This window comes from Marinobacterium nitratireducens (assembly GCF_014645375.1).
GTDB lineage: Bacteria > Pseudomonadota > Gammaproteobacteria > Pseudomonadales > Balneatricaceae > Marinobacterium_A > Marinobacterium_A nitratireducens.
On record NZ_BMLT01000025.1, the window covers coordinates 1 to 15,768 of the forward strand.

At 59.8% G+C, this 15,768-nt stretch carries 11 protein-coding genes, 1 tRNA gene and 1 pseudogene; all 13 read right to left on the reverse strand.

Annotated elements, in window-relative coordinates:
• Positions 1–93: 93 nt before the first annotated feature.
• Positions 94–2,187 carry an elongation factor G gene (fusA, locus tag IEX85_RS23675; RefSeq protein WP_188863118.1) on the reverse strand — a complete coding sequence of 698 codons (2,094 nt, stop codon included), beginning with the start codon at positions 2,185–2,187 and terminating at the stop codon, positions 94–96.
• 18 nt (positions 2,188–2,205) lie between these two features.
• A complete protein-coding gene (rpsG, locus tag IEX85_RS23680; protein ID WP_188863119.1) occupies positions 2,206–2,676 on the reverse strand; it encodes a 30S ribosomal protein S7 in 471 nt (156 codons plus the stop codon).
• 213 nt (positions 2,677–2,889) lie between these two features.
• Positions 2,890–3,081, reverse strand: a pseudogene (gene rpsL / locus IEX85_RS23685) (30S ribosomal protein S12); the annotation flags it as partial.
• A gap of 189 nt (positions 3,082–3,270) precedes the next feature.
• The gene (rpoC, locus tag IEX85_RS23690; RefSeq protein ID WP_188863120.1) at positions 3,271–7,494 is read right to left on the reverse strand and encodes a DNA-directed RNA polymerase subunit beta'; all 4,224 of its coding nucleotides are present in this window, start codon (positions 7,492–7,494) and stop codon (positions 3,271–3,273) included.
• Between the two features lie 67 nt (positions 7,495–7,561).
• Complete coding sequence (gene rpoB, locus IEX85_RS23695) at positions 7,562–11,662, reverse strand: DNA-directed RNA polymerase subunit beta (RefSeq protein ID WP_188863121.1); 4,101 nt, start codon at positions 11,660–11,662, stop codon at positions 7,562–7,564.
• Between the two features lie 238 nt (positions 11,663–11,900).
• A complete protein-coding gene (gene rplL, locus IEX85_RS23700; RefSeq protein ID WP_188863122.1) occupies positions 11,901–12,272 on the reverse strand; it encodes a 50S ribosomal protein L7/L12 in 372 nt (123 codons plus the stop codon).
• Between the two features lie 65 nt (positions 12,273–12,337).
• Positions 12,338–12,832 carry a 50S ribosomal protein L10 gene (gene rplJ / locus IEX85_RS23705; RefSeq protein ID WP_188863123.1) on the reverse strand — a complete coding sequence of 165 codons (495 nt, stop codon included), beginning with the start codon at positions 12,830–12,832 and terminating at the stop codon, positions 12,338–12,340.
• A gap of 238 nt (positions 12,833–13,070) precedes the next feature.
• Entirely contained in the window at positions 13,071–13,766 is a 696-nt protein-coding gene (gene rplA, locus IEX85_RS23710) for a 50S ribosomal protein L1 (RefSeq protein WP_188863124.1), read from the reverse strand.
• Complete coding sequence (gene rplK, locus IEX85_RS23715; RefSeq protein WP_188863125.1) at positions 13,766–14,200, reverse strand: 50S ribosomal protein L11; 435 nt, start codon at positions 14,198–14,200, stop codon at positions 13,766–13,768. Before rplK ends, rplA begins: the two co-directional genes overlap by 1 nt.
• 110 nt (positions 14,201–14,310) lie before the next feature.
• On the reverse strand, positions 14,311–14,844 hold the full coding sequence (gene nusG / locus IEX85_RS23720; RefSeq protein ID WP_188863126.1) for a transcription termination/antitermination protein NusG: 534 nt from the start codon (positions 14,842–14,844) through the stop codon (positions 14,311–14,313).
• Positions 14,845–14,857: 13 nt separating this feature from the next.
• Complete coding sequence (secE, locus tag IEX85_RS23725) at positions 14,858–15,226, reverse strand: preprotein translocase subunit SecE (protein ID WP_188863127.1); 369 nt, start codon at positions 15,224–15,226, stop codon at positions 14,858–14,860.
• Positions 15,227–15,285: 59 nt separating this feature from the next.
• Positions 15,286–15,361, reverse strand: a tRNA-Trp gene (locus IEX85_RS23730).
• Between the two features lie 64 nt (positions 15,362–15,425).
• Positions 15,426–15,768, reverse strand: a 343-nt coding sequence (locus IEX85_RS23735; protein WP_505719118.1) for an EF-Tu C-terminal domain-related protein, incomplete at its 5' end; no start/stop codon positions are given.

The following is a 15,768-nucleotide window of genomic DNA, read 5'->3' on the forward strand; positions in this document are numbered from 1 at the left end:
AACGTGACCGATGGTGCCGACGTTAACGTGCGGTTTGCTACGTTCAAATGATTGCTTAGCCACAGTGATTACCTCTTGATCAATTAGGCGTAATTATTTCTGGTTGATGACAGCGTCAGCGATATTCTGCGGCGCTTCTGCGTAGTCATCAAACTCCATCGAGTAGGTCGCACGACCCTGAGTTGCGGAACGCAGATCGGTTGCATAACCGAACATTTCGCCCAGCGGCACCTGAGCACGGATGACCTTACCTGAGGTTGTGTCTTCCATACCCTGAACGAGGCCACGACGACGGTTCAGGTCGCCCATGACATCGCCCATGTACTCTTCCGGAGTCACGACTTCCACTTTCATCATCGGCTCCAGCAGGCACGGGCTGGCTTCCTGAGCGTACTTCTTCAACGCCTGGGAAGCAGCGATTTTAAATGCCATCTCGTTGGAGTCAACCTCGTGGAAGGAACCGTCGTACAGACGAGCTTTCAGGCCGATCAGCGGGTAGCCCGCGATGACGCCGTTCTTCATCTGTTCTTCGATACCCTTCTGGATCGCCGGAATGTATTCCTTCGGAATAGCACCACCTACGATCTCGTTGATGAACTCCAGACCTTCCTCGTCGGACGGGCTGAACTCAACAACGACGTGACCATACTGACCACGACCACCGGACTGACGGGCGAACTTGTGGTTCGCTTCGACAGGCTTGCGGATCTTCTCACGGTAGGCCACCTGCGGCTTGCCGATGTTGGCCTCGACCTTGAACTCGCGACGCATGCGGTCGACGATGATGTCCAGGTGCAGCTCACCCATACCGGAGATGATGGTCTGGCCGGACTCCTGGTCGGTCTCGACGCGGAAGGACGGGTCTTCCTGGGCCAGCTTGCCCAGCGCGATACCCATCTTTTCCTGGTCCGCCTTGGACTTCGGCTCGACGGCCACGGAGATAACCGGCTCCGGGAACTCCATGCGCTCGAGGATGATCTTGCTGTCCAGGTCGCACAGGGTGTCACCGGTGGTGACGTCCTTCAGACCGATCATCGCGGCGATGTCGCCGGCGCGGACTTCCTTGATCTCTTCGCGGCTGTTGGCGTGCATCTGCACCATACGGCCGATACGCTCTTTCTTCTGCTTGACAGAGTTGAAGACGCTGTCGCCGGAGTTCAGAACGCCGGAGTAGACGCGAACGAAGGTCAGGGTACCGACGAAGGGGTCGGTCGCGATCTTGAACGCCAGCGCGGCGAACGGTGCGTCGTCGTCGGCTTCCCGGGTCGCCGGGGTTTCGTCCTTGTCGTCCAGGGTACCTTCGATCGCCTTGACTTCCTTCGGCGACGGCAGGTATTCGACGACGGCGTCCAGCATGGCCTGGACACCCTTGTTCTTGAACGCGGAACCGGCCAGCATCAGCACGACTTCGTTGCTCAGGGTGCGGGCACGCAGGCCGGCCTTGATCTCTTCCTCGGACAGCTCGCCCTCTTCGAGGTACTTGTCCATCAGCTCTTCGGACGCTTCGGCGGCGGCTTCGATCATCTGCTCGCGCAGTTCTTCGGCCTTGGCCTGCAGGTCAGCCGGGATGTCGACCAGATCGTAGGTCATACCCTGGTCGGCTTCGTTCCACATGATGGACTTCATGCGGATCAGGTCGACGACGCCCTTGAATTCGTCTTCGGCACCGATCGGCATGTTGATCGGCACGGGGGTAGCGCCCAGGCGCTTTTTCAGCTGATCGACGACCATGAAGAAGTCGGCACCGGCACGGTCCATCTTGTTGACGAACACCATGCGGGGAACTTCGTACTTGTTGGCCTGACGCCATACGGTTTCGGTCTGCGGCTGTACGCCGGAAGAGGCGCACAGAACCACGACGGCACCGTCGAGTACACGCAGGGAACGTTCTACTTCGATGGTGAAGTCAACGTGCCCCGGGGTGTCGATGATGTTGACGCGGTGCTCATCGAACTGCTGGTTCATCCCGCTCCAGAAACAGGTGGTCGCAGCGGAGGTGATGGTGATACCACGCTCCTGCTCCTGCTCCATCCAGTCCATGGTAGCGGCACCGTCGTGAACCTCACCGATCTTGTGGGAAAGACCGGTGTAGAAAAGTACACGCTCGGTAGTGGTAGTCTTACCGGCGTCTACGTGCGCACAGATACCGATGTTGCGGTAACGGGCGATAGGTGTTTTACGAGCCACGATTCTATCCTCTGAAGTTTAGAAGCGATAGTGAGCGAAAGCCTTGTTGGCTTCGGCCATACGGTGCACGTCTTCACGTTTCTTGACAGCGGCACCACGACCTTCAGAAGCATCGATCAGTTCACCAGCCAGGCGCAGAGCCATGGACTTCTCACCACGCTTGCGCGCGTACTCGACCAGCCAGCGCATGGCCAGGGCGTTACGACGGGAGGGGCGAACTTCGACAGGAACCTGATAAGTAGCACCACCTACGCGGCGGGATTTCACCTCAACCATCGGCTGAACGGTCTCGAGTGCTTTTTCAAACACTTCCAGCGGGTCGCCCTTGGTACGCTCTTCGATCTTGTCCAGAGCACCGTAAACGATCTTCTCGGCGACAGACTTCTTGCCGCTGACCATCAGGTGGTTGATGAATTTTGCCAGGGTTTTGTTACCGAATTTCGGATCCGGCAGGATTTCGCGCTTCGCAGCTACGCGTCTTCTAGGCATTGATAAGCCCTCAATTCAAAAAAAGGTCTTCAGGTTGATTCAGGATATCCCGCCGTAGCGGTTTCACCTGACCTTACTCTTACCGTGTCCGGTCTAGCCCGGCAGCCCGGATTCGCGTGGGCGAATCGCGCTACAAAGCCTCGCCGTATTGACGACGATTAAGACTTGGGACGCTTGGTACCGTACTTCGAACGACCCTGTTTACGGTCGTTGGGTGACTTCGTAGCCGTTGGTCAGACGCACACGGCAAACCTTGCGCAGTGCTGAGTTCGGCTTCTTCGGGGTGGTGGTGTACACACGGGTACAGACACCACGACGCTGCGGGCAAGCCTGCAGTGCCGGTACGTCGCTTTTTTCAACTGCACGTTTGCGCGGCTTACGTACCAGCTGATTGATAGTTGCCATTAAGCAAACTCCACGTTCTTTAATGGATGAGCACCAAAAGCCGGAACCTCGACATGCCTGTGGTCTACGCAGTGTAGGCCGCCCAGCGCCAGGTTCCAGCACAAAGGGGCCGGAATTTTAATCAATTCCGGCCCCGATCGTCAATTATTGACCAAACTTTACTCTACAAGCTTCTCACTCTTCGAATGATCACTCAGAGTCCGACAGCGACGCGTTCAGCGCTTCGGTCAGTGCCTGCTGCACTTCTTCCGCACTCACGGTAGCCGCTCCGGTGTCGGTCTGGGCACGCTTGCGCTTGCGCTCGCTGTGATACGCCAGACCGGTACCGGCCGGAATCAGTCGGCCAACAACCACGTTTTCTTTCAGACCACGCAGGTAGTCTTTCTTGCCGGTCACCGCACCTTCGGTCAGTACGCGGGTGGTCTCCTGGAAGGAGGCCGCGGAGATGAAGGACTCGGTGGCCAGGGATGCCTTGGTAATACCCAGCAGCACCCGTTCGAACTTCGCCGGAATCTTGCCGTCGGCTTCCATGGCGGCGTTCTCTTCCGCCACCTGGCTGAACTCGACCTGCTCGCCCGGTATCAGGGTAGTGTCGCCGCCGCTGATGATCTCGACCTTGCGCAGCATCTGGCGAACGATCACCTCGATGTGCTTGTCGTTGATCAAAACGCCCTGCAGACGGTATACGTCCTGGATCTCGGCGACGATGTACTTGGCCAGTTCGCCGACGCCCAGAATACGCAGAATGTCGTGCGGGTTGGACGGGCCGTCGGAGATGACTTCGCCCTTCTCCACCTGCTCGCCTTCGAAGACGTTCAGGTTACGCCACTTCTGCATCATGATCTCGATCGGATCGCCCTCGTTCGGGGTGATCACCAGGCGACGCTTGCCCTTGGTCTCGCGACCGAAGGTTACGGTACCGGAGATTTCCGCCAGGATTGCGGACTCCTTCGGCTTGCGCGCCTCGAACAGGTCGGCGACACGCGGCAGACCACCGGTGATGTCCTTGTTGACGCTGCCTTCCTGCGGAATACGCGCCAGGATGTCACCGACCGCCACCGCAGCACCGTCGGCCAGGTTCAGAATCGCCTTGGCCGGCAGCAGGTACTGAACCGGCTGCTCGGTACCCGGGTGTTTCATGTCGTTGCCGTTCTCGTCGACCAGCTTGATCATCGGACGGATGTCCTTGCCAGCCTGCGGACGGTCCTTCGGCTCCAGTACTTCGATGGTCGACAGACCGGTCAGCTCGTCGGTCTGGCGCTTGATGGTGATGCCATCGTCCATACCGTGGAACTGGATGCGACCGGCGCCTTCCGAGACGATCGGGTGGGTATGCGGGTCCCAGTTGGCGACGATATCGCCGGCATCGACCTTGGAGCCGTCCTTGACCTTGATCACGGCACCGTACGGCAGCTTGTAGCGCTCGCGCTCACGGCCGTGCTCGTCGGTTACACCCAGCTCGCCGGAACGGGAGGTCGCAACGATGTTGCCGTCCAGACGCTCGACGAACTTAAGGTTGTGCAGACGGATTTCGCCGCCGTTCTTGACCTGAACGCTGTCGACCGCCGCCGCCCGGGATGCCGCACCACCGATGTGGAAGGTACGCATGGTCAGCTGGGTACCCGGCTCACCGATGGACTGAGCAGCGATAACACCGACCGCCTCACCGCGATTGACGCGATGGCCGCGGCCGAGATCACGGCCGTAGCAGGCGGAACAGATGCCGTGGGTCTCGTCACAGGTGATCGCCGAGCGCACCAGGATCTCGTCGATCGAGGAGTAACGCTCTTCGTTCTCCAGGCGATGTACCCAGGCCTCGTCGATCAGAGTACCGGCCTCGATCAGGGTTTCCATGCCGCTCGGATCCAGCACGTCCTGCGCCACGACACGACCCAGGACACGATCGCCCAGGCGCACCACGACGTCGCCGCCTTCGATCAGCGGGGTCAGCAGCAGACCGTTCTCGGTGCCGCAGTCGTCGTTGGTGATAACCAGGTCCTGCGCCACGTCGACCAGACGACGGGTCAGGTAACCGGAGTTCGCGGTCTTCAGTGCGGTATCCGCCAGACCCTTACGGGCACCGTGGGTCGAGATGAAGTACTGCAGTACGTTCAGACCTTCACGGAAGTTCGCCACGATCGGGGTCTCGATGATGGAGCCGTCCGGCTTCGCCATCAGACCACGCATACCGGCCAGCTGACGAATCTGCGCCGCGCTGCCTCGGGCACCGGAGTCAGCCATCATGTAGACGGAGTTGAACGACTCCTGCGTGGTCTCGTTGCCTTCGCGGTCGATGACCGGCTCGGTCTTGAGGTTGTCCATCATCTTCTTGGCCAGCAACTCGTTGGCGCGGGACCAGATGTCGATAACCTTGTTGTACTTCTCGCCCTGGGTCACGAGACCCTCGGCGAACTGGCGCTCGATTTCCTTCACCTCGGCTTCCGCCTCGTCGATGATCAGGACCTTCTCGTCCGGAATGACGAAGTCGTTGACGCCGATGGAGGAGCCGGAAATGGTCGCATGGCGGAAACCGGTGTACATCAGCTGGTCGGCGAAGATGACGGTATCCTTCAGACCGCAGCGACGGTACGCCTCGTTCAGCAGCTTGGAGATCGCCTTCTTCTTCATCGCCTGGTTGACCAGCGAGAACGGCAGCCCCTTCGGCACGATGGCGAACAGCAGCGCACGACCGGCGGTGGTGTCCTTCAGCTCGGTGCGCTCTTCGACGTTACCCTCGATATCGCGGATCACCTCGTGGATACGCACCTTGATGCGGGCCTGCAGGTCCAGCTGCTTGGCACCGTGGGCACGCGCCACTTCCTCGATGTCCGAGAACACCATGCCTTCGCCCTGGGCGTTGACGCGCTCGCGGGTCATCCAGTACAGGCCCAGTACCACGTCCTGGGACGGCACGATGATCGGCTCGCCGTTGGCCGGCGACAGAATGTTGTTGGTCGACATCATCAGCGCACGGGCTTCGAGCTGGGCTTCCAGCGTCAGCGGTACGTGCACCGCCATCTGGTCACCGTCGAAGTCGGCGTTGTAGGCGGCGCAGACCAGCGGGTGCAGCTGGATCGCCTTGCCTTCGATCAGCACCGGCTCGAACGCCTGGATACCGAGACGGTGCAGCGTCGGCGCACGGTTCAGCAGAACCGGGTGCTCGCGGATGACTTCGTCGAGGATATCCCAGACCAGCGGCTCTTCGCGCTCGACCATCTTCTTGGCGGCCTTGATGGTGGTGGCGTAGCCACGCAGCTCGAGCTTGGAGAAGATAAACGGCTTGAACAGCTCCAGCGCCATTTTCTTCGGCAGACCGCACTGGTGCAGGCGCAGGTACGGACCGACCACGATAACGGAACGGCCCGAGTAGTCGACGCGCTTGCCGAGCAGGTTCTGACGGAAACGACCCTGCTTACCCTTGATCATGTCGGCCAGGGACTTCAGCGGACGCTTGTTGGAACCGGTGATGGCACGGCCGCGACGACCGTTGTCCAGCAGCGCGTCGACCGCTTCCTGCAGCATGCGCTTCTCGTTGCGCACGATGATGTCCGGCGCGTTGAGGTCCAGCAGACGCTTCAGTCGGTTGTTACGGTTGATCACGCGGCGGTACAGATCGTTCAGATCGGAGGTCGCGAAGCGGCCACCGTCCAGCGGTACCAGCGGACGCAGATCCGGCGGCAGCACCGGCAGCACGCTCATGATCATCCAGGCCGGATCGTTGCCGGACTTGTAGAAGGACTCCATCAGCTTCAGTCGCTTGGAGAGCTTCTTGATCTTGGTTTCGGAGTTGGTCGCCGGGATCTCTTCGCGCAGCTGACCGATGGTCTCTTCCAGATCGATGGAGCGCAGCAGTTCCTGCACGGCTTCGGCACCCATGCGGGCGTCGAAATCGTCGCCAAACTCTTCCAGCGCTTCGAAGTACTGCTCGTCGTTCAGCAGCTGACCGCGCTCGAGCGTGGTCATGCCCGGATCGATAACGACGAAGGATTCGAAGTACAGCACGCGCTCGATATCGCGCAGCGTCATATCCATCATCAGACCGATACGGGACGGCAGCGACTTCAGGAACCAGATATGCGCAACCGGGCTCGCCAGCTCGATGTGACCCATGCGGTCACGACGGACCTTGGCCAGGGTGACCTCGACGCCGCACTTCTCGCAGATGACACCGCGGTGCTTCATGCGCTTGTACTTGCCGCACAGGCACTCGTAGTCCTTGACCGGGCCGAAGATCTTGGCGCAGAACAGGCCTTCGCGCTCCGGCTTGAAGGTACGGTAGTTGATGGTTTCCGGCTTCTTGACTTCGCCGTACGACCAGGAACGGATCATGTCCGGTGACGCCAGGGTGATCTTGATAGAGTCGAACTCTTCAGACTGCCCCTGGGCTTTAAGGAGATTGAGCAAATCTTTCATATTCGGTGGCCCCTCGCGGAGGTTTGGGCGGGTACCCGCAGTACCCGCCGGATGATTCTGTTAACCCTTAGTCGTTCTCGAGCTCGATATCGATACCGAGGGAACGAATCTCCTTGATCAGCACGTTGAAGGACTCGGGCATGCCCGGCTCCATCCGATGGTCGCCGTCAACGATGTTCTTGTACATCTTGGTACGGCCGTTGACGTCATCGGACTTGACGGTGAGCATTTCCTGCAGGGTGTAGGCAGCGCCGTACGCCTCCAGGGCCCAGACCTCCATCTCACCGAAGCGCTGACCACCGAACTGCGCCTTACCACCCAGCGGCTGCTGGGTGACCAGGCTGTAGGAACCGGTGGAACGGGCGTGCATCTTGTCGTCCACCAGGTGGTTAAGCTTCAGCATGTACATGTAGCCGACGGTGACCTTGCGGTCGAATTTCTCGCCGCTGCGGCCGTCGAACAGGTCGACCTGACCGCTGTCGTCGAGACCGGCCAGGCGCAGCAGCGCCTTGAGCTCGACTTCCTTGGCGCCGTCGAAGGCCGGGGTCGCCAGCGGTACGCCGCCCTTGAGGTTGTCGGCCAGGGTCAGGATCTCGTCGTCGCTGAAGGACTCCAGGTCCTCGACGCGACAGGCGATGCCGGCGCCGTGGTCACCGTTGTAGACCTCGGTCAGGAATTCGCGGACCTCCTTCGCCTTCTCGGCCTTGGCTCGCTCGACTTCCAGCATCTCGTTGATGCGACGGCCGAGGCCCTTGGCGGCGGCGCCCATGTGGGTCTCGAGGATCTGACCGACGTTCATACGCGACGGTACGCCCAGCGGGTTCAGTACGATATCGACCGGCTCGCCATTGTCGTCGTACGGCATGTCCTCGACCGGCATGATGACGGAGATGACACCCTTGTTACCGTGACGACCGGCCATCTTGTCGCCCGGCTGGACGCGACGCTTGGTGGCGACGTAGACCTTGACGATCTTCAGCACGCCCGGCGCCAGATCGTCACCGGTCTGCAGCTTGCGCTTCTTGTCTTCGAAGCGCTTGTCGAGGTTTTCACGACGCTCTTCCAGCTGCTTGCGTGCCAGTTCGAGCTGCTCGGCGACGGCTTCGTCGGCGACGCGGATCTTGAACCATTCGCTGTGCTTGAGACCGGCGAGGAACTCTTCGGTGATGGTCTGGCCCTTGCCAAGACCGGCACCGCCTTCGGCGGACAGACCGACCAGCACTTTCGCCAGACGCTCGAAGGTGGCCTGCTCGACGATACGGAATTCGTCGTTGAGGTCCTTGCGGATGGCGTTCAGTTCGCTCTTCTCGATCGACAGCGCACGCTCGTCCTTCTGCACACCGTCACGGGTGAAGACCTGAACGTCGATGACCTTGCCGACGGTACCGGTCTTGACGCGCAGCGAGGTGTCCTTCACGTCGGACGCCTTCTCACCGAAGATCGCGCGCAGCAGCTTCTCTTCCGGGGTCAGCTGGGTTTCGCCCTTCGGCGTCACCTTGCCCACCAGGATGTCGCCCGGGCCCACCTCGGCGCCGATGTGGACGATACCGGACTCGTCCAGCTTGGCCAGCGCGGACTCGCCGACGTTGGGGATGTCGGAGGTGATCTCTTCCGGGCCCAGCTTGGTGTCACGCGCCACACAGGTCAGTTCCTGAATGTGGATGGTGGTGAAGCGGTCTTCCTGCACCACGCGCTCGGAGATGAGGATGGAGTCCTCGAAGTTGTAGCCGTTCCACGGCATGAACGCGATGCGCATGTTCTGACCCAGCGCCAGCTCGCCCATGTCGACGGACGGGCCGTCGGCCATGATGTCGCCGCGCGCGACCTGATCGCCCGGGCGCACGATCGGGCGCTGGTTGATGCAGGTGTTCTGGTTGGAACGCACGTACTTGGTCAGGTTGTAGATGTCGACACCGGCATCGCCCGCCTGAACTTCTTCGTCGCGCACGCGGACCACGATACGGCCGGCGTCGACGGATTCGATCTCACCGCCGCGCTTGGCCACCACGCAGACACCGGAGTCGGCGGCCACGTTGCGCTCCATGCCGGTACCGACCAGCGGCTTGTCGGCACGCAGGGTCGGCACCGCCTGACGCTGCATGTTGGAGCCCATGAGGGCGCGGTTGGCGTCATCGTGCTCGAGGAACGGAATCAGCGACGCCGCCACGGATACCACCTGGCGCGGAGACACGTCCATGTACTGGATCTTGTCCGGCGACATGACGGTGAATTCGTTGAGGTGACGTACCGCCACCAGGTCGTCGACGAAGCGGTTGTTCTCGTCCATCGCCGCGGAGGCCTGGGCGATGACGTACTTGTTTTCCTCGATTGCGGACAGGTAATCGACTTCGTCGGTGACCTGGCCGTCAACCACGCGACGGTACGGTGTCTCGAGGAAACCGTAGTCGTTGGTGCGGGCGTAAACCGCGAGCGAGTTGATCAGACCGATGTTCGGACCTTCAGGGGTCTCGATCGGGCAGACGCGGCCGTAGTGAGTCGGGTGTACGTCACGTACCTCGAAGCCCGCGCGCTCACGGGTCAGACCGCCCGGGCCCAGGGCCGATACGCGGCGCTTGTGGGTGATCTCGGACAGCGGGTTGTTCTGGTCCATGAACTGCGACAGCTGGCTGGAACCGAAGAACTCTTTGATGGCGGCAGCGACCGGCTTGGCGTTGATCAGGTCCTGCGGCATCAGGTTCTCGGACTCGGCCATGGACAGACGCTCGCGCACGGCACGCTCGACACGCACCAGACCGACGCGGAACTGGTTCTCGGCCATTTCGCCCACGGAACGGATACGGCGGTTGCCCAGGTGGTCGATATCGTCGACAACGCCGTTGCCGTTGCGGATATCGATCAGGGTCTTCATGACCTCGAGGATGTCTTCCTTGTCCAGCACGCCGGGACCTGTCAGCTCGTCGCGACCCAGGCGGCGGTTGAACTTCATGCGGCCCACGCCGGACAGGTCGTAGCGCTCGTCGGTGAAGAACAGGTTCTCGAACAGTGCCTCGGCGGATTCCTTGGTTGGCGGCTCGCCCGGGCGCATCATGCGATAGATCTCGACCAGCGCTTCGAGCTGGTTGCGGGTGTTGTCGATGCGCAGCGTCTCGGAGACGAAGGAACCGCAGTCGAGGTCGTTGGTGTACAGGGTCTCGAAGCTGTCGATGCCGGCCAGGCGCAGCTTGCCGATCAGATCTTCGGTGATCTCGGCGTTGCACTGGCTGATCAGCTCACCGGTGGCAGGATCGACGATATCCTTGGCCATGGCCTTGCCGGCCACGTATTCCATCGGCACCTCGAGCTCGGTCATGCCGGCGTCGGTCATCTTCTTGATGTGACGCGGGGTGATACGACGGCCCGCCTCGACCACGACTTCGCCGGTCGGATCCTTGATCTCGAACGACATGGTTTCACCACGCAGACGCTCCGGCACCAGCTCCATGCGGATGCTGTCGTCGCCGAGGCTCCAGTTGGTGTTGTCGAAGAAGATCTCGAGGATTTCCTCAGCCTGGTAACCGAGGGCGCGCAGCAGCACGGTCGCCGGCAGTTTGCGGCGACGGTCGATACGCACGAAGAGGTTGTCCTTCGGGTCGAATTCGAAGTCCAGCCAGGAGCCGCGGTAAGGAATGATACGCGCGGAGTACAGCAGCTTGCCGGACGAGTGGGTCTTGCCCTTGTCGTGGTCGAAGAAGACACCCGGGGAACGGTGCAGCTGGGAGACGATAACACGCTCGGTGCCGTTGACGACGAAGGTGCCGTTGTCGGTCATGAGCGGCATTTCGCCCATGTAGACTTCCTGCTCCTTGATGTCCTTGACCGCCTTGGTGCTGGAGTCGCGATCGTAGATCACCAGGCGTACTTTGACGCGCAGCGGTGCAGCGAAGGTAATACCCCGCATCTGACACTCTTTGACATCGAATACGGGCTCGCCGAGGCGGTAGCCGACGTATTCCAGCGCAGCATTGCCGGAGTAGGACTGAATCGGGAAGACGGAATTGAATGCAGCGTGCAGGCCTTCCTCACGACGCTCGACCGCGTCGCCACCGAACTGCAGGAAACGACGGTAGGAGTCGAGCTGGATAGCCAGCAGGTAAGGCACATCCATGACTTGCGGCAGTTTGCCAAAGTCCTTGCGGATGCGTTTCTTCTCAGTATATGAATAAGCCATCAGTGTTCCCCAGCTTGTGCACCAAGTTGCGAAGCAGTCCAGAAGGGGGGCTTCCGGTCTGTATCACCGCTATTTACCAGCCTTTTACAGCCTTTGCGGAAAACAATGTCGATGACGGACATCGCTTTCCGCAAAAGCAGCGCTCACTATCTACAAATAACAGAAAAAGGCCGGTGGCAATCTGCCACCAGCCATTGCATCTTTGAACAGCGCTATGCCGCTCGAATGCATAGACGCCTTACTTCAGCTCGACGCCAGCGCCAGCTTCTTCCAGAGCCTTCTTCAGCTCTTCAGCGTCGTCTTTGCTCAGGCCTTCCTTAACGGTGGACGGAGCGCCGTCAACCAGTTCCTTGGCTTCTTTCAGGCCCAGGCCGGTAGCGGCACGAACGGCCTTGATAACGTTGACTTTCTTCTCGCCAGCGGAGGTCAGAACAACGTCGAACTCGGTCTGTTCTTCAGCAGCGGCAGCGCCTTCGGCAGCCGGGCCAGCAACAACAGCAGCAGCGGCGGAAACGCCGAACTTCTCTTCCATTGCGGAAACCAGTTCAACAACGTCCATTACGGACATTTCAGCGATGGCGTTGATGATATCTTCTTTGGTCAGAGACATGATTCAGTTCCTGATAATCTGGAGCGAATGCTCGTTAAATCGTTCAAAAAAGCACCTGAATGTAATCAGGCGGCTTCCTGTTCTTTCTGGTCGCGTACAGCGGCGATGGTGCGTACCAGCTTGCCGGCAGCTGCTTCTTTCATGCAGCTCATCAGCTTCGCCAGTGCTTCGTCGTATGTCGGCAGGCTTGCCAACACCGAAATGTCCACCACAGCGCCTTCGAAAGCGGCTGCCTTCAGCTCGAACTTGTCATTGTCCTTCGCGAAGGACTTCAGGATGCGCGCGCCGGCACCCGGATGTTCCTGCGAGAATGCAATGATGGTCGGGCCGACGAAAGTGTCGTTCAGACACTCGTAGGCAGTCCCTTCGACCGCACGGCGAGCAAGGGTGTTGCGGACGACTTTCAGCCACACACCGTTCTCGCGCGCCTGCTTGCGCAGCTCTGTCATTTTCTCAACGGTAACACCGCGAGAATCCGCCACGACGGCGGACAGAGCACTGGCAGCGGCCTGCTGGACTTCGGCGACGATCGCCTTCTTGTCTTCGAGTCCTAATGCCACGATTTACTCCTGGATTGAGTCTTTCGACTATTTACCAACCACCCCACCGGAGCGGGGCTTGAGTACGGTGGTATAGATCCAAGGTCTGAATCTCACCGTCTGCGCAGGCTGGTTGTCCCATTAAGATGCGCCCTAACCGACTACAAACTGATATCAGGCGCAGCACCTGCGGTCTTTGACGGCCTTCGTCTCTGTCTCAGAGGTCACGAAGACCCTCAAAAAACCTTAATTTGGCGAATTAAGCGCTCAGGGTGCCCTGATCGATCGCCAGACCCGGGCCCATGGTAGTGGACAGGGTCACTTTCTTAACGTAAACGCCCTTGGCAGAAGCCGGCTTCAGCTTCTTCAGATCGGCGATCAGCGCTTCGATGTTTTCCTTCACAGCATTGGCGTCGAAGCCGACCTGGCCGACACCTGCGTGAATGATACCGTTCTTGTCGGTACGGAAGCGTGCCTGACCGGCCTTGGCGTTCTTGACCGCGGTCTCGACGTCGGCGGTAACGGTGCCGACTTTCGGGTTCGGCATCAGGCCGCGCGGACCCAGCACCTGACCCAGCTGACCGACGACACGCATGGCGTCCGGAGTCGCGATAACGACACCGAAATCCAGGTCGCCGCCCTTGATGGACTCGGCCAGATCTTCGAAACCTACGACATCAGCGCCGGCAGCCTTGGCCTTCTCGGCGTTTTCGCCCTGGGCGAAAACGGCAACGCGCACGGTCTTGCCGGTACCGTGCGGCAGCACGGTGGAACCACGAACGACCTGGTCGGATTTACGCGGATCAACACCCAGGTTGACGGCCACGTCGACGGATTCCTTGAACTTCACGGTGGACAGCTCGGCGAGCAGCGCAACCGCTTCGTCGATAGCGTACAGCTTGGTGCTTTCGACCTTTTCGCGGATCGCCTTCTGGCGTTTGGTCAGCTTAGCCATTATTCCTCACCCTCCACTTTCAGACCCATGGCACGGGCAGAACCCGCGATGGTGCGCACGGCCGCATCCATGTCACCGGCAGTCAGGTCCGGCATCTTGGTGGTCGCGATCTCTTCCAGCTGGGCACGTGTTACGGTGCCGACCTTCTCGGTATTCGGACGGCTGGAGCCGCTCTTGATACCGGCTGCTTTTTTCAGCAGGATGGACGCCGGAGGGGTCTTGGTGATAAAAGTGAAGCTACGGTCGCTGTAAACGGTGATAACAACCGGAGTCGGCAGACCGGGTTCGATACCCTGGGTCGCAGCGTTGAACGCCTTGCAGAATTCCATGATGTTAACGCCGTGCTGACCCAGCGCAGGACCTACAGGCGGAGACGGGTTAGCCTGACCTGCCTTTACCTGCAGCTTGATATAAGCATTGATTTTCTTAGCCATTAAGCTACTCCTTCTGGGTGCAAACGCCTTTCGGCTCCCCATTCATGACAATGGAAAACCCCGGCCACCTCAAAAAGCGACCAGGGTGATCCAAATTCCGATTCGGACAGTCAGGCCTTTTCGACCTGCCCGAATTCCAGCTCGACAGGGGTGGAGCGACCGAAGATCAGCACCGCCACCTGAAGCTTGTTCTTCTCGTAGTTGACCTCTTCGACCACGCCATTGAAGTCGGCGAAGGGACCATCCACAACACGTACCATTTCGCCCGGCTCGAAGACTGTCTTCGGCCGCGGCTTGTCGACGCCGCTCTCGACGCGACGCAGAATTTCCGCCGCCTCTTTCTCGGTGATCGGCGCCGGCTTGTCGGCGGTTCCGCCGATGAAACCCAGTACACGCGGCGTATCCTTGACCAGGTGCCACGCGTCATCGTCCATATCGATCTGCACCAGCACGTAGCCGGGGTAGAACTTGCGCTCGGACTTGCGCTTTTTGCCGTCACGGATCTCGACCACTTCTTCGGTCGGAACAAGCACGTCGCCGAACTTATCCTGCATGCCGTAGAGCTCGATGCGATCCTTCAGCGAATTCATCACACGCTTCTCGTAACCGGAGTACGCATGCACGACATACCAACGCATTGCCATACCGAAAAACCTCTTAACCGATTACGCTTGAAACGATCCAGCCCAGCAGGGAATCCAATCCCCAGAGCAACAATCCAACGATCAACACCACAACCACAACCATCAGCGTGGTCTGCAGCGTTTCCTGACGCGTCGGCCAGACCACCTTGCGGATTTCGGTCTTGGCTTCCTTGAACAGATTGAAGAACGCCTTACCCTTTGCAGTTGTCAGCGCAACAAAACCCGCCGCCAAAGCCAGCACTACCAGCGCGACCACACGATAGAACAGCGACTGTTCAGAATAGATCGAGTTACCAACTACCCCAGCCGCGACGATCAGCACGACGACGAGCCACTTAAGGCCATCGAATTTTGATTCTTCGGGGACTGCTTTAGAGTTCACTATTGTAGCCTCAGCTAAGACAAGCTTGCGCTAGTTTTGACGCCATCTTCGACTGAAGATGGCAGGCCAGGAGGGACTCGAACCCCCAACCTGCGGTTTTGGAGACCGCTGCTCTGCCAATTGAGCCACTGGCCTACTGCTTAACAGGGACGCGTATTATAGGCGCGCCCCTGCGGGCATGCAATACCCAAATTACTGTTTATGCAATAATTTTGGATACCACGCCGGCGCCAACGGTACGGCCGCCTTCGCGGATTGCGAAGCGCAGACCTTCTTCCATGGCGATCGGGTTGATCAGGGTAACGGTCATCTGGACGTTGTCGCCCGGCATGACCATCTCGACGCCTTCCGGCAGCTCACAAGCACCGGTGATGTCGGTGGTACGGAAGTAGAACTGCGGACGGTAGCCCTTGAAGAACGGGGTGTGACGGCCGCCTTCTTCCTTGCTCAGCACGTAGACTTCGCCTTCGAACTGAGTATGCGGAGTGATGGAGCCCGGCTTGGCCAGAACCTGGCCACGCTCGACTTCGTCACGCTTGGTG